Annotated in this window: 18 protein-coding genes and 5 tRNA genes; 15 read left to right on the plus strand and 8 right to left on the minus strand. The window is 70.0% G+C overall.

What is annotated here, in order from left to right; all coding sequences use genetic code 11:
* Positions 1-3 precede the first annotated feature (3 nt).
* The 5 genes from ACH4S7_RS18330 to ACH4S7_RS18350 form a co-directional block, all read right to left on the minus strand.
* On the minus strand, positions 4-3,297 hold the full coding sequence (locus ACH4S7_RS18330; protein ID WP_398522230.1) for a nitrate- and nitrite sensing domain-containing protein: 3,294 nt from the start codon (positions 3,295-3,297) through the stop codon (positions 4-6).
* Between the two features lie 337 nt (positions 3,298-3,634).
* On the minus strand, positions 3,635-4,219 hold the full coding sequence (locus tag ACH4S7_RS18335; RefSeq protein ID WP_398522231.1) for a GTP-binding protein: 585 nt from the start codon (positions 4,217-4,219) through the stop codon (positions 3,635-3,637).
* Complete coding sequence (locus tag ACH4S7_RS18340; RefSeq protein WP_398522232.1) at positions 4,200-4,604, minus strand: DUF742 domain-containing protein; 405 nt, start codon at positions 4,602-4,604, stop codon at positions 4,200-4,202. The genes ACH4S7_RS18335 and ACH4S7_RS18340 overlap by 20 nt, the downstream gene beginning before the upstream one ends.
* A gap of 130 nt (positions 4,605-4,734) precedes the next feature.
* Positions 4,735-5,148, minus strand: a complete 414-nt coding sequence (locus ACH4S7_RS18345) for a roadblock/LC7 domain-containing protein (RefSeq protein ID WP_398522370.1) — start codon at positions 5,146-5,148, stop codon at positions 4,735-4,737.
* Positions 5,149-5,157: 9 nt separating this feature from the next.
* Positions 5,158-9,321, minus strand: coding sequence for a nitrate- and nitrite sensing domain-containing protein (locus ACH4S7_RS18350; protein WP_398522233.1), 4,164 nt, complete (start codon positions 9,319-9,321; stop codon positions 5,158-5,160).
* Between the two features lie 578 nt (positions 9,322-9,899).
* Between ACH4S7_RS18350 and ACH4S7_RS18355 the strand changes: the two genes are divergently transcribed.
* From ACH4S7_RS18355 to ACH4S7_RS18395, 9 genes are all read left to right on the plus strand, one after another.
* Positions 9,900-10,070, plus strand: coding sequence for a hypothetical protein (locus ACH4S7_RS18355; protein WP_398522234.1), 171 nt, complete (start codon positions 9,900-9,902; stop codon positions 10,068-10,070).
* 168 nt (positions 10,071-10,238) lie between these two features.
* Positions 10,239-11,024 (plus strand): fumarylacetoacetate hydrolase family protein, encoded by a 786-nt coding sequence (locus ACH4S7_RS18360; RefSeq protein WP_398522235.1) that lies wholly within the window; start codon positions 10,239-10,241, stop codon positions 11,022-11,024.
* A complete protein-coding gene (gene gltX / locus ACH4S7_RS18365) occupies positions 11,017-12,492 on the plus strand; it encodes a glutamate--tRNA ligase (protein WP_398522236.1) in 1,476 nt (491 codons plus the stop codon). The genes ACH4S7_RS18360 and gltX overlap by 8 nt, the downstream gene beginning before the upstream one ends.
* Positions 12,493-12,623: 131 nt before the next feature.
* The gene (locus ACH4S7_RS18370; RefSeq protein WP_398522237.1) at positions 12,624-13,343 is read left to right on the plus strand and encodes an HAD family hydrolase; all 720 of its coding nucleotides are present in this window, start codon (positions 12,624-12,626) and stop codon (positions 13,341-13,343) included.
* Between the two features lie 87 nt (positions 13,344-13,430).
* Positions 13,431-13,502 (plus strand) — tRNA-Gln (locus ACH4S7_RS18375).
* A 21-nt stretch (positions 13,503-13,523) separates the two neighbouring features.
* Positions 13,524-13,596, plus strand: a tRNA-Glu gene (locus ACH4S7_RS18380).
* An 85-nt stretch (positions 13,597-13,681) separates the two neighbouring features.
* Positions 13,682-13,754 (plus strand) — tRNA-Glu (locus ACH4S7_RS18385).
* 16 nt (positions 13,755-13,770) lie between these two features.
* Positions 13,771-13,842 (plus strand) — tRNA-Gln (locus ACH4S7_RS18390).
* A gap of 42 nt (positions 13,843-13,884) precedes the next feature.
* Positions 13,885-13,957: transfer RNA gene (locus tag ACH4S7_RS18395), tRNA-Glu, on the plus strand.
* A 198-nt stretch (positions 13,958-14,155) separates the two neighbouring features.
* On the opposite strand, the gene ndgR is transcribed toward ACH4S7_RS18395, so the two are convergent.
* Positions 14,156-14,872 (minus strand): IclR family transcriptional regulator NdgR, encoded by a 717-nt coding sequence (gene ndgR, locus ACH4S7_RS18400; RefSeq protein WP_398522238.1) that lies wholly within the window; start codon positions 14,870-14,872, stop codon positions 14,156-14,158.
* Between the two features lie 143 nt (positions 14,873-15,015).
* Between ndgR and leuC the strand changes: the two genes are divergently transcribed.
* From leuC to ACH4S7_RS18420, 4 genes are all read left to right on the plus strand, one after another.
* Positions 15,016-16,443, plus strand: coding sequence for a 3-isopropylmalate dehydratase large subunit (leuC, locus tag ACH4S7_RS18405; RefSeq protein ID WP_398522239.1), 1,428 nt, complete (start codon positions 15,016-15,018; stop codon positions 16,441-16,443).
* A gap of 8 nt (positions 16,444-16,451) precedes the next feature.
* Positions 16,452-17,045, plus strand: a complete 594-nt coding sequence (gene leuD / locus ACH4S7_RS18410; RefSeq protein WP_398522240.1) for a 3-isopropylmalate dehydratase small subunit — start codon at positions 16,452-16,454, stop codon at positions 17,043-17,045.
* 104 nt (positions 17,046-17,149) lie between these two features.
* Positions 17,150-17,377 carry a hypothetical protein gene (locus ACH4S7_RS18415; RefSeq protein ID WP_398522241.1) on the plus strand — a complete coding sequence of 76 codons (228 nt, stop codon included), beginning with the start codon at positions 17,150-17,152 and terminating at the stop codon, positions 17,375-17,377.
* A gap of 154 nt (positions 17,378-17,531) precedes the next feature.
* Positions 17,532-18,197, plus strand: coding sequence for an HU family DNA-binding protein (locus ACH4S7_RS18420; RefSeq protein ID WP_398522242.1), 666 nt, complete (start codon positions 17,532-17,534; stop codon positions 18,195-18,197).
* Between the two features lie 248 nt (positions 18,198-18,445).
* On the opposite strand, the gene ACH4S7_RS18425 is transcribed toward ACH4S7_RS18420, so the two are convergent.
* Positions 18,446-18,649: a hypothetical protein gene (locus ACH4S7_RS18425; protein WP_398522243.1), complete on the minus strand. Its 204-nt coding sequence runs from the start codon at positions 18,647-18,649 to the stop codon at positions 18,446-18,448.
* Between the two features lie 175 nt (positions 18,650-18,824).
* On the minus strand, positions 18,825-19,529 hold the full coding sequence (gene cofC / locus ACH4S7_RS18430) for a 2-phospho-L-lactate guanylyltransferase (RefSeq protein ID WP_398522244.1): 705 nt from the start codon (positions 19,527-19,529) through the stop codon (positions 18,825-18,827).
* A gap of 155 nt (positions 19,530-19,684) precedes the next feature.
* Here cofC and ACH4S7_RS18435 point away from each other — a divergent pair, with 155 nt between their 5' ends.
* A complete protein-coding gene (locus ACH4S7_RS18435) occupies positions 19,685-20,437 on the plus strand; it encodes a lysophospholipid acyltransferase family protein (protein ID WP_398522245.1) in 753 nt (250 codons plus the stop codon).
* Positions 20,434-21,444, plus strand: a complete 1,011-nt coding sequence (locus tag ACH4S7_RS18440) for an NAD(P)H-dependent glycerol-3-phosphate dehydrogenase (RefSeq protein ID WP_398522246.1) — start codon at positions 20,434-20,436, stop codon at positions 21,442-21,444. The genes ACH4S7_RS18435 and ACH4S7_RS18440 overlap by 4 nt, the downstream gene beginning before the upstream one ends.
* The last annotated feature ends 49 nt before the right edge of the window (positions 21,445-21,493 follow it).

A 21,493-nucleotide genomic window follows, 5' to 3' on the forward strand; every position in this document is an offset into this window, starting at 1 on the left:
ACACTAACGCTCCTGGTTGTAGGTGCTGCCCGGGCCGAAGCCCGGTCCGTTCGGGTCCGTACCCGCGCTGCGTCCCTGCTGGACCCCGCGGCGGAGGTTGCTCAGCCTGCCGCGTACGTCCTCGGGGGCGCGGGAGACCTGGGGACCCCGCTGCGAGGTCTGCTCGGCGGTGCCCTCGATGAGGTTGGCCTTGGGCACCCGGCGCGGCAGACCGGAGGAGGTGACCCCGCCCGCCTTCGGCTCGCGGAGCTGCTCCGCCCGCTGCCAGCGCTCGTCGTTGGTCGAACGCCAGTCCTTGGGCTCGACGCCGGAGTGCTCACCGGCGCCGGTCTCCTCGGGCCGAGCGCTCTCCGGCGCCTGAGGGGTCTGCTCACCGGGCTGCTGCCAGTGCTGCTGGGGCTGCTGCTGCGGTGGCTGCGGCGGCGGGCTGCCGCGCCGGGGCAGACCGGCCTCGGTCAGTGAATGACCGCTGCTCGGAGACGGCGACGGAGACGGACCCGGACGGTCGGAGCCCACCCGCCCCGGGCCGCCCAGGGGGCCGCCCGGGAGACCGGAACCGGATTCCGGTTCAGGGCTGTACGCCGGCTCGAAGGTATTCGGGTAGGAGGTCTGGTCCGTCCAGTCGCCCTGGTGGGGCTGGGGGGCGAACTGCCCATCGTAGGAAGGTTCGGCGGTCTCCCGGTTCGGGTGACCCGCTTCCGGATAGCCGTTGCCGGGGGGTACAGGCGACTGCCCGTCGTGGCTCTGGGGCGGCTGGGTCCCGTCGTAGCCGCCGGCAGGGGCGAAGCCCTCGTACGACAGCGGGGACCCGTCCGGGGCGTACCCCTGCTCCGGGTACCCCTGCCCGGTGCGGCCCTGGTCGGAGCGTCCCTGTTCGGGGTAGCCGGGGAACTCCTGACCGTACGGCTGCTGCTGCTGCTGCTGGGCCTGGCCCTGGGTCGGGTGCGTCTGGTGGGTCTGGTGAGGTGATGCGGGCCCGGTGCCCCGGGTCTGCGACTCCAGCGCGGCCCGGCGCTCCCCGCGCCGCAGCGAACGGCCCGTCGGGCTCGGCTTCGGCGCCGTGCCCGGCTGGTCGTAGCGGGAGTCGTCGAAGCCCAGCTCGGCCGCGGTGAGCACCGGAGGACCCTGCTGGGTCTGCTGCTCCGGGATGATCTGGGAGACCGTGAAGTCACCCTGGGGCGCCGGGGTGCCGCCACCGCCGTGGGTGATCGCGTCCGGCAGCATCACCAGCGATGTGGTGCCCGCCTGCTCGCCCGAGGGGCGGAGCTGGACCCGGATGCCGTGCCGGTCGGCGAGCCGGCCGACCACGAAGAGGCCCATCCGCTGCGAGACGGCGGCGTCCACCGTCGGCGGGTTGGCCAGCTTGTGGTTGATGTCCGCGAAGTCCTCGGCGGTCAGGCCGATGCCCTTGTCGTGGATCTCGATCATGATCCGGCCGTCGGGCAGCCGGGTCGCGGTCACCCGGACCTTGGTCTGCGGCGAGGAGAACGAGGTGGCGTTCTCCAGCAGCTCCGCCAGCAGGTGCACCAGGTCGGTCACGGCCTGGCCGTGGATGTCCGTCTCGGGGACACCGGTCAGCTCGACGCGCTCGTACGACTCCACCTCGGATGACGCGGCGCGCAGGACGTCCACCAGCGGCACCGGCTGGTCCCAGCGGCGCCCCGGCTCCTCGCCGGCGAGGACGAGGAGGTTCTCGCCGTTGCGGCGCATCCGGGTCGCGAGGTGGTCCAGCTTGAAGAGGGTGGCGAGCTGGTCCGGGTCCGCCTCGCGGTTCTCCAGATCGGTGATCAGGGTGAGCTGGCCCTCGATCAGCGACTGGTTGCGCCGCGACAGATTGGTGAAGATCGCGTTGACGTTGCCGCGGAGCATGGCCTGCTCGGCGGCGAGCCGTACCGCCTCGCGGTGGACCTGGTCGAAGGCGCGGGCGACCTCGCCGATCTCGTCCCGGGTGTCGATGGGGATCGGCTCCATCCGGGTGTCGACCCGGCCGGGCTCGGTCCGGGAGAGCTGGTCGACCAGCATCGGGAGGCGCTGCTCGGCGATGCCGAAGGCGGCGGTGCGCAGCCGCTGCATCGAGCGGCTCATCTGGCGGGCCACGGCACCGGCCAGGATGAACGCGGCGAGCAGGGAGATCACGGTGATCAGACCGTTGACGATCGCGTCGCGCCGGGCGCCGTCGGCGATCGAGGATGCCTCGTTCACGGCCCGGTCGACCAGATCGTTCTCGACCTGGGAGTAGCCCTCGAACTTCGCGGTGGCGACGGCCATCCAGGTGTCGGGGGTGATGTCGTCCTTGGCCAGCACCGGGGGCTTGAGCCCGCTGCCGATCCGCAGCGCCATCCCGGTGAAGACGGAGCCGTCGGCACCCTTCGGCGGCGTGAGACCGGACTCCTGGAGCTTCTTGTCGCCCGCGGACGCCTTCGAGGCCATGACCGCCAGCAGATTGTCCATATCGGCTTCGGTGCCGCCGGACTCGAACTCCGCGATGGCGATCTGCTCAAGATAGTTGTACGAGTTGAAGGCGATGGTCTGCTTGGCGAGGACATCGTCCTTCTGGCTCGGCCGGACCAGTAGGTGCGTACCAATGGAACGCTGAAGGGATTCGGCGGCCTTCGCGAGCTGAATGGCGTAAACCATACGGCCGTAGGAGGTCACATTGCCGGTACCGAGACCCAGCTCATTGGCGAACTCCATGAGCGAGTGCTGGACCTTGACGTAGCCCTCCTCGGTGGCCACCGGGTCCTTGCTCGTGGTGTACGCGGTCTCGCGCAGCTCCTTGAGGGTCGGCTCCTCCTCGCGGAACAGCCGCAGCCTGCGCTCCAGGCCCTGCCCGGCCGGCAGCTCCTTGACCACCTGGTCGAACGCCTTCTTCGCGGTGTCCGTGGCGCGGTGGGCCGTGGTGACGGCCCGGGTCCGACGGGCTTCCCGGGTGGTGGCGGTGAGTAGCGGGGCCGCGGTGAGGTCGCGCTCGTTGAGGAGGGCCTCGCCGTACTCCGCGGCGGCGCGCACGATCAGCGCCGTCTGCTCGGCGTCCTGCGCCTCGCTCCAGGTCTCGATGGAGCTTCTGACCTGGAAGCCGCCCATGACGAGGCCCACGAGCACGGGTATCAGCAGGATCGCGTTCAGCTTGGTCGGCACCCGCCAGTTGCGCGGTGAGAACCGGCTGGTGCCGTCGCCACCCGAGGGGGGCGGGGGCGGTGGCCCCGGCTCCGCCACGGGTACCGCCGCCGTGCGCGACGGCGGGGTGAAATTGCCCCGCGTCTGCTGCTCCGCGGAGCCCGTCATGCTTCGCCTCACTCGACCAACAACCTCTCGGCGTCGGCACCTGTGCTGTGCCGTGCTTCGTTCGGAGCCGTACTACTCAGAAGTCCGTCGAATTTCAGCATGTGGAGTGGGTCCGATCCAAACAGTTGGAATCAGCCATTCCGAGTGATGGCGTTGGAAGATAAAACGGGCATAAAGAGCGAGCCCCTTCAAAGTGCGAAGGAAATGTGAGCGCAGCGGTACCGACCGTATGCGTCGGGTGTCCGAACCGCGGTAATTCACTGTCGAAACGTTATGAACGCGGGGGCGGACCGTGTCAAAGGACACAGCCCGCCCCCACATAACTACGACAACTGCCGTACGTCAACGTCTACTTGAGTCGGGCCATGAGGGCGTGTTCGACGAGGGTGATGAGGGCGCTTTTGGCGTCGGCGCGGTGGCGGGCGTCGGTGGTGATGATGGGGGTGTCGGGGCCGATCTGGAGTGCTTCGCGTACTTCTTCGGGGTTGTAGGGCTGGTGTCCGTCGAAGCCGTTGAGGGCGATGACGAAGGGGAGGCCGCTGTTTTCGAAGTAGTCGACGGCGGGGAAGCAGTCGGCGAGGCGGCGGGTGTCGACGAGGACGACGGCGCCGATGGCGCCGCGTACGAGGTCGTCCCACATGAACCAGAAGCGGTCCTGTCCGGGGGTGCCGAACAGGTAGAGGATGAGGTCTTGGTCGAGTGTGATGCGGCCGAAGTCCATGGCCACCGTGGTGGTGGTCTTGTCCCCGGTGTGTGTGAGGTCGTCGATGCCCGCGGAGGCGGAGGTCATGACGGCTTCGGTACGCAGCGGGTTGATCTCCGAGACGGCGCCGACGAAGGTGGTCTTGCCCACGCCGAATCCACCCGCCACCACGATCTTCGCGCTGGTGGTCGACCGGGGCGCCGTACCGCCGCTAGAGCTTGCGAAGTCCACTGAGCACCCTTTCGAGCAGCGTCACATCCGGTGTGCCGCCGGCGTCCCCATTGCCCGGCTGGTGGATCGCCACCATGCCCGCCTCGGCCAGGTCGGCCACCAGGATGCGGGCGACGCCGAGCGGCATCGACAGCAGTGCCGACACCTCGGCCACCGACTTGACCTCGCGGCACAGATGGCAGATCCGCTGGTGCTCGGGGAGCAGCCCGGCGAGGAGGGCGGGATCGGCCGTGGTGCTCACCAGCGCCTCGATCGCGAGCTGGTAGCGCGGTCGCGTCCGTCCGCCGGTCATGGCGTACGGACGGACCAGCGGCTGGTCGCCCTCGATCCCGTAGCCGTCGGTTTGGAGACCGTACGGATCGTGTGAGGCGGGTGGCGGGGTCATGAGTCCTCCGGGCGGGACAGCAAGTCGTCGGCGTGCCGTCTGAGCGGGCCGGTGGGGGGCCGGTTGGGCGACCTGACGGTGACGGCGCGGGGCGCGCTATCTGATGGATGGATAGAAGGCGGACGGGGGATCAGTGCAACAGGCTGCCCTGCAACTCGGCACGGAGGTCCGGGGTGAGGACACTGCCCGCGCGATCGACCAGCAGTGCCATCTCATAGCCGACGAGACCGATATCGCACTCGGGGTGCGCGAGCACCGCGAGCGACGAACCGTCGGAGACGGACATCAGGAAGAGGAAGCCGCGCTCCATCTCCACGACCGTCTGGCTGACCGATCCGCCTTCGAAGATCCTTGAGGCTCCCGCCGTCAGCGACGTCAGACCGGACGCCACGGCGGCCAGCTGATCGGCGCGGTCGCGCGGGAATCCTTCGGACATCGCCAGCAGGAGTCCGTCGGCGGAGACCACCACGGTGTGGGACACCCCAGGGGTGTTGTCCACGAAATTGGTGATCAACCAGTTCAGATTCTGCGCCGCCTGGCTCATCGGGCTCAACTAACGCTCCTGCTGGTGAGTGGGGCCGAGGTCATGGCTGCCGGTCGTCGAGTTGTTCTGTTGACGACCTTGCTGGATGCCACGGCGGAGGTTGGTCAGCCGACCGCGCACATCGTCGGGCGCGCGCGAGACCTGCGGACCGTTCTGGGCGTTCTGTTCTTGTGCGGTACCCGCGACCAGGTTGGCCCGCGGTACCCGTCGGGGGAGACCCGAGGTGGTGATTCCGCCGGCGGCCGGCTTCCTGATCCGCTCGGCCTGGCGCACCAACTCGTCATTGGGTGAGGCGCGCCAGCCGTTGCCGTTGCCGCCCGGTCCACCCTGCTGACCGGCGGGTGACCGCTGGGGCATGGGCGGAAGCGGATGGTCTGACGGAGTCTGGGACACCTCGGAGGACGGGGCCTCCGCGGTGGACTGCTCGGCCCTGCCCCGGTCCTGGGCACGGAACCAGTCCGTCTCCAGGGTGTCGAACAGCGGGGTACGGCCGTCGCCGGGTCCGGCCGCGGGCAGCGCCTCGTGCTGCGGCTGCGCCGGGAGGGCGGGCCGCTCCTCGTAACCGCGCGGCGCCGGAGCCTGACCGGGCGCGGGCGGCTGGGGCGCGCCCAGCTCGGCCCGGGGGAACTGTCCGGTGCCGGCCGGGTCCTGCCGGCCGTGACCGGCGTACGGCCCGGCGGCCCTGCCGTCCTGGCCGGCCGGGTCCTGCCGGTCGGTCCGGGGGTACGGGCCGTTGGGGTCCTGGCCGGGGGCCGGAAGCTGGTTCTGCTGCTGGCCCTGGTTCTGGGGCGCGTCGAACTCGGGCCGGGGGAACTGTCCGGTGCCGCTCGGGTCCTGCCCCTGCCGGCCGTCACCGGGGTACGGGCCGGTCGCCATGCCGCCCTGGGGCCGCGGCGCGCTGAAGTCGGGCCGCGGGAAGGGCGCGGTGGCCGCGGGGTCCTGCCGGCCGTCACCGGGGTACGGGCCGGGAGCCTGGCCGCCGGGGGGCTGCTGCCGGTCCGTACGGGGGAACTCACCCGTGGCCGCCGGGTCCTGTCGCTCGCCGAAGGCCGGGCCGCGGAACTGTCCTGTCGCGGCGGGATCCTGTCCCGGCGCGGCAGGCCCTCGCTCGCTGAAGTCCGGACGGGGGAACTGACCGGTGGCGGCCGGGTCCTGGAGGTCCGGGCGGGCGAACTGTCCGGTGCCGGTCGCGTCCTGCAATTCGGCGCGGGAGAACTGCCCGGTCGCCGCCGGATCCTGGCCGGGGGCCGGAGTCTGGGGCCGCGGGGCGCCGGGTCCGGCGTACGGTCCGTTCGCCGGTCCGTCCTGTCCGGTGGCGGGCTGCCGCGGCGCGAAGGAACCGGCCGACGGGTCGTTGGTGGGCGGGGACGGCCGGCCGAAGACGTCGGGCCGGACGAACTGGCCGCCGGGGGTGCCCCCGGGGCCGCGCTGCTGCGGCGGCCGACCACCGAAGTCCTGGCCGGCGAAGTCCGCAGCGCCGGGACCGCGGGCGGCGTCGCCGTCCTCATGGCCGCGCGGGGCGTCGGTGTGCTGCCGCGGACCCTGCGGGGTGGACGACTGCTCACCGCCCCAGCCGGGGTTGCCACCGGGCAGCTCGGGACGGGGGCCACCGGTGGGCGGCAACTGACGGCCGCGGTCGCCCGTGCCCTGCTGCGCATTGCCGGTCGGGGTGGACTGGTGGGGCGGGGGAGTCTGCTGCGGCCGGTTGCCGAAGGCGCCGGCGAGACCGGTGCCCTGCCTGGGCTGGGCGGGAGCGCCCTGCCTGGCGTGGCCGGCACCGCCGTCGCGGCCCGGGAGCGCGGCGCGCTGTCCCGTACCCGCGCCGACCTGACCGCGCGGCGGAGCGCCACCGAGCAGACCGCCGGACGGCGCGCCGGCGCCGGGCCCGCCCTGAGGTCCGCCGACGCCGGCTGGGCCCCCGCCGGGACGGCCGCCACCGGCGGGCGCCTGCGGCAGGCCCTGATTGGTCATGCCCGGGGCGCCGGGAGCCTTCTTGCCCCCCTGTGCGACATCGACGGGGAGCATGACCAGACCGGTCGTGCCACCGGAGTCGGAAGGGCGGAGCTGGATGCGGATGCCGTGCCGCAGCGACAGCCGGCCGACCACGAACAGACCCATGCGACGGGAGACCGAGACGTCCACGGTCGGCGGCGATGCCAGCCGCTCGTTGATCGCGGCGAGGTCCTCGGGGGAGAGGCCGATACCGGTGTCGTGGATCTCGACGAGCACCCGCCCGTCGGGCAGGGCGTGACCGGTGACCCGGACCTTGGTCTGCGGGGAGGAGAACGAGGTGGCGTTCTCCAGCAGCTCGGCGAGGAGGTGCACCAGGTCGTTGACGACCCGCCCGGCGACCTCGGTGGCGGGGATGCCGGCGAGTTCGATGCGCTCGTACTGCTCCACCTCGGAGGCGGCGGCGCGGAGCACGTCGACCAGCGGGACGGGCCGGGTCCACCGTCGGCCCGGCTCCTCGCCCGCGAGGACGAGGAGGTTCTCGCCGTTCCGGCGCATACGGGTCGCGAGGTGGTCGAGCTTGAAGAGGGAGGAGAGCTGGTCCGGGTCGGCCTCGCGGGACTCCAGTTCGGAGATGAGCGAGAGCTGGCGCTGGATGAGGCCCTGCGAGCGCCGCGACAGGTTGGTGAACATCGCGTTGACGTTGCCCCGCAGCAGGGCCTGCTCGGCGGCGAGGCGGACCGCCTCGCGGTGCACGTCGTCGAAGGCCGCGGCCACCTTGCCGATCTCGTCCCGGGAGTGCACACCGACGGACTCGACGGAGGTGTCGACATCCTGCGGATCCGACTCGGAGAGCTGCTTGACCAGCTCGGGCAGTCGGTCCTGGGCAACCTTGGTTGCGGTGTCCTGGAGCCGGCGCAGCGAGCGGATCATGGACCGGGCCACCACGAAGGCACCGATGAGCGAGACGCCGAGGACGACGAGGATGAGCGCACCGTTGATGATCGCCTCGCGCTGCGACTCCTCGCGCAGCTCCCGCGCCTTGGCCTCCATCTGGCCGAGCAGGGTGGACTCGATCGTCTTCATGGCCTGGATGCGGACGCCGTAGGCGTCGGTCCAGTCCAGGTAGTTCTGCTTCTCCTGGGTGGCCAGGCCCTCCTTGTCGTTGAGGACACGGGAGGCGAAGCTGTCGGCCGATCCGATGGTGGGGTTGCCGTTGTCCAGCGGGTCGGTGAGTTCCTGGGCGTTGCCACCGGCGGACTCGTAGACCGCGTTGAACGCCTTCAGCTCGTCCTGGCTCCGCTTGAGGGCGGCGCTGCCGTACTGGCGGTCGATCTCCTGGAGGCCGGGGCCCTTGGCGCCCGCGCCACCGCCGGGCAGTGCGGCGGCGATGATCGCGCGCTGCATGGAGGCGTACTCCTTGGCGGAGGAGAAGGCCGCCAGCGCACGGGTGCGCTTGATCATTTCCGGATTACTGGTCGCCTGGGCCATGTCCTGGGAGAGGCTCAGCAGGGACTCGATCAGCCGGTGGTAGCTCTCCACCGTCAGAGAGTTCGGCAGGGAGCTGGTTCCGGTGCCGCGTGTGTACGCCTGCGCTCGGATGTGGCTCAGCGTCCGGACCTGCGTGGCGATCTGGTTCGCGTTGGCGCGGATGGATTCCAGCGAGTCGTCGTCGTCCGCGTTGGGGATGTCGCGGGTGGTGTCCAGGAAGGTCTTTCTGGCCCGGTCGGTGATCTGACGCGGGCCGGTGACCTTGAAGTTCGTGGCGGGGACGTTGTTGGCCAGCGGGCCGGCCGTCAGGTCACGCTCTTCCTGGAGGGCGACGGCGAGCTTGGTCGCCTCCTGGGTCATGTCGGTGAGCAACTGCATATGGTCGAGCTGCTGCATCCGTTCCATGGACTCGTTGATCCGCAGTCCGCCCAGGGTCGTCGCGGCGACGACGGGCAGGGTCAGCAGGGAGACGAGCCGGGTGCTGATGCGCCAGTTACGAAGAGCTATTCGGGAGCCGGTGTCCGTGGGGCCCTTGCCCTTCGGGGGCACCGCGGGGCCGTCGGCCGTCGGGCCGGGCGGGGCACCTATCGGGCGCGTGCCGCGGTCACCACCGTCACCGGGCGGCACCGGGCCCTGGTTCTGGGTGTGCTGGGGCGAGGAGCCACGGTCGGTCCCGCCGCGCGGCTCTTGTTCCGCCGCAGCGCTGCCATCCCTCTTGAAACGTCCCTGCACTAGCGTCGCAACCTCTGGACCAGGCGTCCTGCCGTGTGAACGACAAGACGGTGTCGGCGTCTACGAGGCGCGGAAGCGCCTCTTGTGGTGGTCGTGAGCGACCGGCGCTCTCCCCCTTCCCGCCGCCGCTCGGCGCGGGTCGCGCCTCCTGCGCGCCGGCCTGAGAACCGCGGCGGTGCGTGGAATTCCAGCACAGTGCCGGATCTCCAACAAGGGCCGCGTACCGTGCTGTGACCTGGGTGACACGGTGTGAGCGACGGGTTACGAGACGTAGAGGGATTTCGGGGGCGAAGGGGACATTTCCCCACGGGTCACCGAGTGGCCCGGGGTGCCCCAGTCGCGATGATCAGGAGCGGAATGATGGCTTCAGCGTTCAATGTCCGTTTCCTTGCGCCGCATGGACCGCCCGAAATGGCCCAATTGCCCGGCAACTCGTGAGGAAACTCACACCTTGCCCCCAGTCTTGCACACGCCTTACCGGGGAATTGGGTGTTTAGCCTGGCGCTTTACAACAGTGAGTGCTCTGTCAACCGCCGCTCGTCGAGCGGCCGTATGTCGATGAGGTCGGGAAGCAACCGATGAAGACGATGATGTTCCGCAACATAGCCAACCCCCGGCGCACCACGCTCGCACACCTCGACGACGCCGAGCAGCTGCCGTCGCCCGAGCGCCCGGAGCACTCGCTCGACCTCCCCACCCAGACGGCCAACCCCCGCCGGACGATCCTCATGGACGCCCCCGTGTCCTGACGCGGTCCGCCGCGACGCGGTGCGAGATCCGCCGCGAGGCGGTCCGAGACCTTCAACGGGTCCGGAGACCCTCCGCAGGGCGGTCCGCGAAGTGAGCCCCCCGGCCGCGTTAGCCTGGAGCGTCAGACTCCAGCAACGTCAGCAGTAGTAGAGGGGCAACCGCATCCCGTGCGCATCGCCAGATTCTCCCTCGACGGCAATGTCGCCTTCGGCGCGGTCGAGGGTGACGGCCCCGACGGGCTCGTCCTCGACATCATCAAGGGCATTCCGTTCGCGGACTTCGAACTCTCCGGCACCAAGGTCCCGCTGAGCAAGGTCCGGCTGCTGCCGCCCGTGCTCCCCAGCAAGGTCGTGGCCTTCGGCCGCAACTACGCGGAGCACGCGGCGGAGCTGGGCAACGAGGTCCCGGACGTGCCGTACGCCTTCCTCAAGCCGTCCACCTCGGTCATCGGCCCCGGTGACGCCATCGCGTACCCCTCCTTCTCCCAGGAGCTCCACTACGAGGCCGAGCTGGCCGTGGTGATCGGCCGGATGTGCCGCGAGGTCCCGCGCGAGCGGGTCAAGGACGTCATCCTCGGTTACACCTGCGCCAACGACGTCACCGCCCGTGATGTGCAGCAGCGCGAGAAGCAGTGGGCCAGGGCCAAGGGCTTCGACACCTCCTGCCCGCTCGGCCCCTGGGTGGAGACGGACATCGACCTGGCCACCGCCGGCGATCTCACCATCCAGTGCACCGTCAACGGCGAACAGCGGCAGCTCGGCCGGACGAGCCAGATGATCCACTCCATCGAGGACATGATCGTCAACGCCACCGAGGCCATGACGCTGCTCCCGGGCGACGTGGTCCTCACGGGCACCCCAGCCGGAGTCGGCCCCCTCAACGTCGGCGACGAGGTCGCCGTCACCGTCCAAGGCATCGGCACTCTCACCAACAAGGTGATCAAGCGTGGCTAACGCGAACGTCCGCGTACGTTTCTGTCCCTCGCCGACCGGCAACCCCCATGTGGGTCTGGTCCGCACCGCCCTGTTCAACTGGGCCTTCGCCCGGCACAACGGCGGCACCATGGTCTTCCGCATCGAGGACACCGACGCGGCCCGCGACTCCGAGGAGTCGTACGGGCAACTCCTCGACTCGATGCGCTGGCTCGGCCTGGACTGGGACGAGGGCCCCGAGATCGGCGGCCCCCACGCGCCGTACCGCCAGTCGCAGCGCATGGACATCTACCGGGACGTCGCCGCGAAACTCCTCGACGCCGGCCACGCCTACCACTGCTACTGCTCCGCCGAGGAGCTGGAGGCCCGCCGCGACGCCGCGCGCGCGGCCGGCCGCCCCTCCGGTTACGACGGCCACTGCCGTGCGCTGACCGCCGAGCAGGTGGCGGCGTACGAGGCGGAGGGTCGCCCGGCGATCGTCCGCTTCCGGATGCCCGACGAGACGATCACCTTCACCGACCTGGTGCGTGGCGAGCTGACCTTCACCCCGGAGAACGTGCCGGACTACGGCATCGTCCGGGCCAATGGCGCCCCGCTCTACACACTGGTCAACCCGGTCGACGACGCGCTGATGGAGATCACCCACGTCCTGCGCGGCGAGGACCTGCTCTCCTCCACCCCGCGCCAGATCGCGCTCTACAAGGCGCTGATCGAGCTGGGCGTCGCCCAGGAGATCCCCGCCTTCGGGCACCTCCCCTACGTCATGGGCGAGGGCAACAAGAAGCTCTCCAAGCGCGACCCGCAGGCGTCCCTGAACCTCTACCGCGAGCGCGGCTTCCTCCCCGAGGGCCTGCTCAACTATCTGTCGCTCCTCGGCTGGTCCTTCTCGGCCGACCAGGACGTGTTCTCGGTCGCCGAACTGATCGAGCGGTTCGACATCGCGGACGTCAATGCCAACCCGGCCCGCTTCGACCTCAAGAAGGCCGAGGCGATCAACGCCGACCACGTCCGCCGTCTCGACGTGAAGGCGTTCACCGACGCGTGCGCGCCGTGGCTGCGGGCCCCGTACGCGAACTGGGCGCCGGAGCAGTTCGACCAGGCGGCGTGGGAAGCCATCGCCCCGTACGCCCAGACCCGGCTCACCGTGCTCTCCGACATCACCGCCAATGTCGACTTCCTCTTCCTGGACGCCCCCGTCGAGGACGAGGCGTCCTGGGCGAAGGCGATGAAGGAGGGCTCGGACGCCCTGCTGACGACGGCCCGCGCCAAGCTTGAGGCCGCGGACTGGAGCAGCCCGGAGTCCCTCAAGGAAGCGGTCCTGGCGGCCGGCGAGGCCCACGGCCTCAAGCTCGGCAAGGCCCAGGCCCCCGTCCGCGTCGCGGTCACCGGCCGCACGGTGGGGCTGCCGCTCTTCGAGTCCCTGGAGATCCTGGGCAAGGAGAAGACGCTGGCCCGCGTCGACGCGGCGCTGGCGAAGCTCGCCGGCTGACCCGCACGTCCACCCGCGGTCCCCCGGGGCGCCCGCCCCACCCTCACCGGTGGGCCGGGCGCCCCGGTCCGTTCGGTGTGGGGGCCCGGAATCCCCGAGCCGTCGCCCGGTGTCCGGGGTACGGTCGGACCGTGACCATACGCGCCGTCCTGTGGGACGTGGACGACACCATCTTCGACTACCGCACCGCCGACCGTGACGGTCTGCTGAGTCACCTGCGCGCCGAGGGCCTGGCCGACGGATACACCTCCGCCGACCAGGCCCTCGCGCGGTGGCGGGAGATCACCGCCGAGCACTGGGCGCGGTTCACGCTGGGGGAGGTCGACTGGCAGGGCCAGCGGCGCGACCGGGTGCGGAGCTTCAGCGGGCGCCCGCTGAGCGACGCCGATGCCGACGACTGGTTCGACCGCTACATCGTCCACTACGAAGCCGCCTGGTCGCTCTTCCCGGACACCGTCGCCGCCCTGGACAGCCTGGCGGGGGAGTACCGCCAGGCGATCCTGTCCAACTCCTCGCTCCAGGTCCAGGACCACAAGCTGCGCGTTCTCGGGGTACGGGACAGATTCGAGGTCGTCGTCTGCGCCGCCGAGCTGGGGTGCGCCAAGCCATCGGCGCGGGCCTTCCACACCGCCTGCGAGGCCATCGGGCTGCCGCCGGAGGAGGTCGCGTACGTGGGTGACGAGCCGGACATCGACGCACGCGGCGCCGTCGAGGCCGGACTCCTCGGCATCTGGCTGGACCGCACCGGTGTCGGCGGCCGACCCGAGCTGATCCGGATCACCGGTCTCGACCAGCTTCCCGGTCTGTTGCGGGGCGATACCCGTTTTGGAGCGCCGTCCACCTTCGGGTAATGTTCTTCCTGCGCCGCTCGCCCGGGCCACACGGTCCGGACCGGGAGCGCAAACCAAACAAGCCCCCTACCGGGGGTTGCGTTTTGGTGGCCTATGGTGTAATTGGCAGCACGACTGATTCTGGTTCAGTTAGTCTAGGTTCGAGTCCTGGTAGGCCAGCTCGCAGAGCTCATCTGCAAAGCCCCCGTTGTGTAGCGGCCTAGCACGCTGCCCTCTCAAGGCAGTAGCGCCGGTTCGAATCCGGTCGGGGGTACAGATCCATCCCGTTGATCAACCGGGTAGCTCCCATTGATCGTGCGGTGACAACATCCGGCCTTCGGTCGGATGGGATCGCTAGGGCCCCCGTTGTGTAGCGGCCTAGCACGCCGCCCTCTCAAGGCGGTAGCGCCGGTTCGAATCCGGTCGGGGGTACTGGTCTAAACCACCATGGGCTATGGTGTAATTGGCAGCACGAGTGATTCTGGTTCATTTAGTCTAGGTTCGAGTCCTGGTAGCCCAGCGCAGTACCGATCATGTGACGTCGTCGCATCGATCACATCTTGCCCCCGTTGTGTAGCGGCCTAGCACGCCGCCCTCTCAAGGCGGTAGCGCCGGTTCGAATCCGGTCGGGGGTACAAGAGAGAAGAAGCCCCTCGCGTCAGCGCGAGGGGCTTCTTCATGTCCGGGGTCGGTGTTCGCCGCGGCGGAACTCTCCGCCCCGGGGGACCGAGTTGCCCGGTGGTGGGGGGCAACTCGGTCGGTCTCCGGGAGAGTTCCGCCGCGGCGGGCGGGTGACTGGGCGGCTGCCGGCTGATGGTGGACGGAGTGGCCGGTCAGCCGTTGCGGCGCAGGGCCTCGCTCAGACGGGCCGCGGAATCGATGACGGCCTGGGCGTGCATCCGGCCCGGGTGGCGCGTCAGCCGCTCGATCGGTCCGGAGACCGAGACGGCGGCGACCACGCGGTTGGACGGTCCACGCACCGGCGCGGAGACCGAAGCGACGCCCGGTTCGCGCTCGCCGATCGACTGGGCCCAGCCCCTGCGTCGTACGCCCGAGAGCGCCGTCGCCGTGAAGCGCGCGCCCTGGAGGCCGCGGTGTAGTCGCTCCGGCTCCTCCCAGGCCATCAGGATCTGTGCCGACGAACCGGCCTTCATCGTGAGCGTGGAGCCGACCGGCACGGTGTCCCGGAGTCCGGACAGGCGCTCCGCCGCGGCCACGCAGATGCGCATGTCGCCCTGGCGGCGGTAGAGCTGCGCGCTCTCGCCCGTCACATCGCGCAGATGCGTCAGCACCGGGCCCGCCGTGGCCAGCAGTCGGTCCTCGCCGGCCGCCGCTGCCAGCTCTGCCAGCCGGGGGCCCAGGATGAACCTGCCCTGCATGTCCCTCGCCACCATCCGGTGGTGTTCCAGGGCCACGGCCAGCCGGTGTGCCGTGGGCCTGGCAAGCCCTGTCGCCGCGACCAGCCCGGCGAGGGTGGCCGGACCGGACTCCAGTGCGCTCAGAACCAGAGCCGCCTTGTCGAGAACGCCGACGCCGCTAGAGTTGTCCATGCAACGATATTCGCGTCTCACACTGTGAAACGCAAGTTCAATTTCTCCGGGAACCCGCCAGTCTGTAGAGGCGGCCCTCGGATCCATGGGGTCGCACAAGATCTCTAGTGGTGCCGGCACCGCCGCCGGCCGGAGGGAAAGCGATGGGTAGGACACTCGCAGAGAAGGTTTGGGACGATCATGTCGTCCGGCGCGCCGATGGCGAGCCCGATCTCCTCTACATCGATCTGCACCTGCTGCACGAGGTGACCAGCCCCCAGGCATTCGACGGTCTCCGTCAGAACGGCCGGCCCGTTCGCCGCCTCGACCTCACCATCGCCACCGAGGACCACAACACCCCGACCCTCGACATCGACAAGCCCATCGCGGACCCCGTCTCCCGCGCCCAGTTGGAGACCCTGCGCAAGAACTGCGCCGATTTCGGTGTACGACTGCACCCGCTGGGCGATGTCGAGCAGGGCGTCGTCCATGTCGTGGGCCCCCAACTGGGACTGACCCAGCCCGGCACGACCGTGGTCTGCGGCGACTCGCACACCTCCACGCACGGTGCCTTCGGCGCGCTGGCCTTCGGCATCGGCACCTCGCAGGTCGAGCACGTGCTGGCCACCCAGACGCTGCCGCTGGCCCGTCCCAAGACCATGGCGATCACCGTCGAGGGTGAGCTGCCCGCCGAGGTCACCGCCAAGGACCTGATCCTGGCGATCATCGCCCGCATCGGCACCGGCGGCGGCCAGGGCTACATCCTGGAGTACCGCGGCTCGGCCATCGAGAAGCTCTCGATGGAAGCCCGGATGACGATCTGCAACATGTCCATCGAGGCGGGCGCCCGCGCGGGCATGATCGCCCCGGACGCGACCACCTTCGAGTATCTGCGCGGCCGTGACCACGCTCCGGCCGAAGGCGCCGAGTGGGATGCGGCGGTCGCGTACTGGGAGACCCTGCGCACCGACGACGACGCCGTCTTCGACGCCGAGGTGTTCATCGACGCCACCGAGCTGGCGCCGTTCGTCACCTGGGGCACCAACCCCGGCCAGGGCGCGCCCCTCTCCTCCCACGTCCCCGACCCGGCTTCGTACGAGGACGCTTCGGAGCGCCTCGCCGCCGAAAAGGCCCTGGAATACATGGGGTTGACCGCGGGGCAGCCGCTGCGGGACATCGAGGTCGACACCGTCTTCGTAGGCTCCTGCACCAACGGTCGCATCGAGGACCTGCGCTCCGCCGCCGCCGTTCTGGGCGGCCGCAAAGTGGCCGACGGGGTACGGATGCTGGTGGTCCCCGGCTCCGTACGGGTCGCCCTGCAGGCCGTTTCGGAGGGTCTGGACAAGGTCTTCACCGAGTCGGGCGCCGAATGGCGACACGCCGGCTGTTCGATGTGTCTGGGGATGAACCCGGACCAACTGGCTCCCGGCGAGCGTTCCGCGTCCACCTCCAACCGTAACTTCGAGGGCAGGCAGGGCAAGGGCGGGCGTACCCACCTGGTCTCGCCGCAGGTCGCCGCCGCCACTGCGGTACTGGGCCATCTGGCCTCTCCGGCCGATCTGTCCGACGTCGCTGTCACCGCGGGAGTCTGAGGAACACCATGGAAGCTTTCACCGCCCACACCGGCCGGGCCGTGCCGCTGCGCCGCGGCAATGTGGACACCGACCAGATCATCCCCGCGCACTGGCTGAAGAAGGTCACCCGCGACGGCTTCGAGGACGGTCTCTTCGAGGCATGGCGCAAGGACCCCGAGTTCGTGTTCAACCGGCCGGAGCGCCAGGGGGCTACGGTCCTGGTCGCGGGCCCCGACTTCGGCACCGGCTCGTCGCGTGAGCACGCCGTCTGGGCGCTCCAGAACTACGGCTTCAAGACCGTCATCTCCTCCCGGTTCGCCGATATCTTCCGGGGCAACTCGCTCAAGAACGGCCTGCTGACCGTTGTTCTGCCACAGGAGACGGTGGACCGGATCTGGGCCCTGACCGAGGCCGATCCCACGGCCGATGTCACCGTCGACCTGGAGGCGCGCCAGGTACGCGCCGAGGGCATCACGGCCGATTTCGAGCTGGATGAGAACGCCCGCTGGCGGCTGCTGAACGGGCTGGACGACATCAGCCTCACCCTTCAGAACGAAGCGGACATTGCGACCTACGAACGGTCCCGTCCGGCCTTCAAACCGCGCACCATTCAGGTCTGATCAGCGCTTTTCCCCGACTGCGCCCTCCACCGTCCGGTGGGGGGCGCAGCCGTCTGTTGAGACCCTGCCGGGCGACAACTCGCCTCAGATGGCACAATCGGTGCATGGAACGCGACAGCCAACTAGAGCTCTATGAGGCTGTCGCGGCCAGATTGAAGGAAGCGCACGCGACCGTGCGCGCACTGCAAGTCCCGGAGGGCGTAAGGAAGGCGCTTTCCCGGAAGCTGCTGGTCATCACGGCCGCGGCGAAGCACGATCTCCCTGACGCGGCACGGCGTCTGGAGCGCTTGATGCAGGACCTCGACGAGGGGCGATTCCCTGAAGGCGACTGACACCCGAACTCCGCGAAGACCGACTTCCGTGGTCGACTTCGTTGCGGCACTAGGGTGATTAGACCGTTTCGTGTTTGATTTGCGGTATATATCTGCCTAACGTGCGAAAAAGCCTGGACACTTTCGTTCTGGCAATGTCTCCGAAGGGGAAGACGTGAACAAGGCGCAGCTCGTAGAAGCGATTGCCGACAAGCTCGGCGGCCGTCAGCAGGCCGCTGACGCCGTCGACGCGGTGCTCGACGCGGTCGTCCGCGCGGTCGTCGCCGGAGACCGGGTCTCGGTCACCGGCTTCGGATCGTTCGAGAAGGTCGACCGCCCCGCCCGCTACGCCCGCAACCCGCAGACGGGTGAGCGGGTCCGGGTCAAGAAGACCTCGGTTCCGCGATTCCGTGCGGGCCAGGGCTTCAAGGACCTGGTCAGCGGCTCGAAGAAGCTCCCGCGTGGGGGCGAGGTCTCGGTGAAGAAGGCGCCCAAGGGCAGCCTTTCGGGCGGTGCCTCCACCCGGACGACCACCAAGGCCGCGGCCAAGAAGGCCACCGCCAAGAAGACCGCCGCCAAGAAGGCGACGACCGCGAAGAAGGCAGTCGCGAAGAAGGCCACGGCGGTGAAGAAGACCGCCACCAAGAAGGTGACGGCCGCCGCGAAGAAGGCGACGACCGCCAAGAAGGCCACCACGGCCAAGAAGGCCGCCCCGGCGAAGAAGGCCACGGCGAAGAAGACCGCGCCGGCCAAGAAGGCCACCGCGAAGAAGGCGCCCGCCAAGAAGGCGACGGCGCGTACGACCGCCGCCAAGAAGACCGCCACTGCCAGGAAGAGGTAAGCGGCATCAGGTCATCGGGCCACTGACGCGCCGGGCCGGGCTCCCCTCGGGGAGCCCGGCCCGCGGCGTGTGTGGCCCCCGGCGAAACACTGGGCCCCCCGGCCGGCAGGGGGCGTTCCGGCCGTCGAACAGCGAGAGTCCTGGTCGCCGGGGGCCGTTTCCGGCCACTCAGAGGGCCCTCTCGGCGCCTAGTGGCCGGAAAGCAGGTGGCTGGATACGGGAGGTCCTGAAAGGCGCCCAGTGGGCCCTCAGAAGGTCTGGAGCGTCACCAGCGTGATCCGGCGGTCCTCGCCCTCGCCCGCCGTCTCGATCCGCACCCGCTGGCCGGGCCGGAGCAGCCGCAGACCGCCTGCGTCGAACGCCGCCGTGTCGAATTCCAGCGGAGTGCCGTCGTCGAGCAGCACACTTCCGGCGCGGGATTCGGAGTCGTATGTGAACGAGGTCGCCTGCATGGTCGTCATGTTAGGCCCTGTCCGGGCGATCTTGTCGGGCCCGGACGGGCTGCGACGGCACGTCCCCTCGGCCCTTGGGGGCCCGGGGAGACCCCATGCATCTGACGGCCGCGGGCTGACTCTCGAAGATCGCCCGGACAGGACCTGGTACGCACCCTCGCCGTGGGGTGTGGCGTCAGTGTTCCAGTGCGCGGGGTTCCGGGGTGCGGGCGCCGGGCGGCAGACTTGCCGAGGTCCACGGGCCGACGCCCAGTGCGAGTGCGACCGCCAGATCGTCGCCGGTGTCCACGTCCTGCCGTACGGAATCGACCCCGTCGAGCGGGATTTCCACCGCCCCCGACGCCGAATGCCGATCCCGTGACCGGCCGCCGAATGCGGGACGCAATTCCACGCCCGGTCCCGCGGTGAGCAATGTCGTACCGATACCGGCCGCGTCCGTCAGAAATGCGCGGGGAAATCCCGCCGCACAGGTGAGGACGCGCGCCAATTCGGCCGGGCGCAGGGCCGGCAGATCGGCGTTGAGTGCGGCCACCGCCGCGTCGGGGCGCACCGCCCGTACCGCCGCCGCTCCGTGGGACAGGGCCGCGTTGAGCCCGGCGGCCGGCAGGTCGGGCACGATCCGGGCCCCGAGGGCCGACAGCTCGGCGCCGGCCAGGGGATCATCCGTGACAACTGCCACATCCCATACGACCGGGCAGGTCAGGGCCGCGGCCACGGTGTCCTGGGCGAAGGCGAGCGCGAGCCGCGGACGCAGCGGCCCGCCGGCCGCCGCCATGAGGCGACTCTTCGCCCGTACGAGCGGCTTCAACGGGACCACCAGGGACCATCGGGCCGCCGGGTCGGTGTTCGCGGTCGGGTTCGTGGCCAACTCTCCGTCCATGTGTAGCGGGCCCCATTGTGACCCGGCGCCCGTCCGATCGCGCAGGGGCGGTCCGGTGATCGGGGCGTACGGTGTGCTCGACAGAGCAGAGGTCCGGGGCCACACTTGACCCCCGGCTTCCGGGCGACGACCCGGTCGAGAGGAAGGGTGTTCGAGTGTCCCGCCGCAGAATCGGCTTCTGGTACCGCCTGGCGGCGGTCATCGCAAAACCGCCGCTGTTGGTTCTGTTCAAACGGGACTGGCGGGGAATGGATCACATTCCGGCCGAGGGTGGATTCATCACCGCGGTCAATCACAACTCGTATCTGGACCCTCTTTCCTACGCGCACTTCCAGTACAACTCCGGACGGCTGCCGCGCCTGCTGGTGAAGGCCGCGCTGTTCGAGACGCCCTTTGTCGGGATGATCCTCCGGGGTACCCGACAGATCCCCGTCTACCGGGAGACCACCGACGCGCTGGACGCCTTCCGCGCCGCCGTCGACGCGGTCGAGCGGGGCGAATGTGTGGCCTTCTATCCCGAGGGCACCATCACCCGTGACCCCGATATGTGGCCCATGACGGGGAAGACCGGCGCCGCCAGGATCGCGCTCCGCACGAGGGTGCCCGTCATCCCGGTCGCCCAGTGGGGCGCGAATCTCGCGATGCCGCCCTACGCCAAGGAGCGGAGGCTGCGGCTGTTTCCCCGTAAGACCCTGATCGTGCAGGCCGGAGCGCCCGTCGATCTCTCCCGGTTCTACGATCTGGAACCCACCCCCGAGGTGCTCCGGGAGGCGACGGAGGCCATCATGGCCGAGATCACCACACTTCTCGCCGATGTGCGCGGGGAGAAGGCGCCGACCGAGCCGTACGACCATCGCAAGGCCCGTGCAGAACAGCGGCGGAACGCCGCAGGGGAAGGAACGAAGTGACACACCGCGCCAAGGCAGCCGTCTTCGGAACAGGCTCATGGGGGACGGCCTTCGGCATGGTGCTCGCGGACGCGGGCTGCGAGGTGACCCTCTGGGGCCGCCGCGCCGAACTGGCCGACGCCGTCAACACCACTCGTACCAACCCTGACTACCTGCCCGGGATCGAACTCCCCGCCACCCTGCGGGCCACCACCGACCCGGCGGCGGCCCTGGACGGCGCCGACTTCGCCGTCCTCGCCGTCCCCTCCCAGACCCTGCGTGGCAATCTCGCCGCCTGGGTCCCGGAACTGGCCGCCGACACCGTCCTCGTCTCCCTGATGAAGGGCATCGAACTCGGCAGCGCGAAGCGGATGAGCGAGGTGATCCAGGAGGTCGCCGGGGTCCCCGCCGAGCGGGTCGCCGTCGTCACCGGCCCCAACCTCGCCAAGGAGATTGCCCAGCGCAGGCCCGCCGCGGCCGTGGTCGCCTGCCCGGACGAGGCCGTCGCCCAGCGCCTCCAGTCCGTCTGCCACACCCCGTACTTCCGCCCGTACACCAACACCGACGTCATCGGCTGTGAACTCGGCGGCGCCGTGAAGAACGTCATCGGGCTCGCCGTGGGCATCGCCGACGGCATGGGACTCGGGGACAACGCCAAGGGATCGCTGATCACCCGGGGGCTCGCCGAGACCACCCGGCTCGGACTGGCGATGGGCGCCGACCCGCTGACCTTCTCCGGACTCGCGGGCCTCGGCGACCTGGTCGCGACCTGTTCGTCCCCGCTCTCCCGCAACCACACCTTCGGCACCAACCTCGGCCGGGGCATGACGCTCCAGGAGACCATCGCGGTCACCAAGCAGACCGCCGAGGGCGTCAAGTCCTGCGAGTCGGTGCTCGATCTGGCCCGCCGGCACGGCGTCGACATGCCCATCACGGAGACCGTCGTCGACATCGTCCACGAGGGCAAGCCCCCGATGGTGGCGCTCAAGGAACTCATGTCACGGAGCGCCAAGCCCGAGCGCCACTGAGGTGTTCGGGGGTCGTTTCCGGGCCGAGCGGCGCTGACTCCCGGGGTGT

The organism is Streptomyces sp. NPDC020965 (assembly GCF_044333555.1).
Taxonomy (GTDB): domain Bacteria; phylum Actinomycetota; class Actinomycetes; order Streptomycetales; family Streptomycetaceae; genus Streptomyces.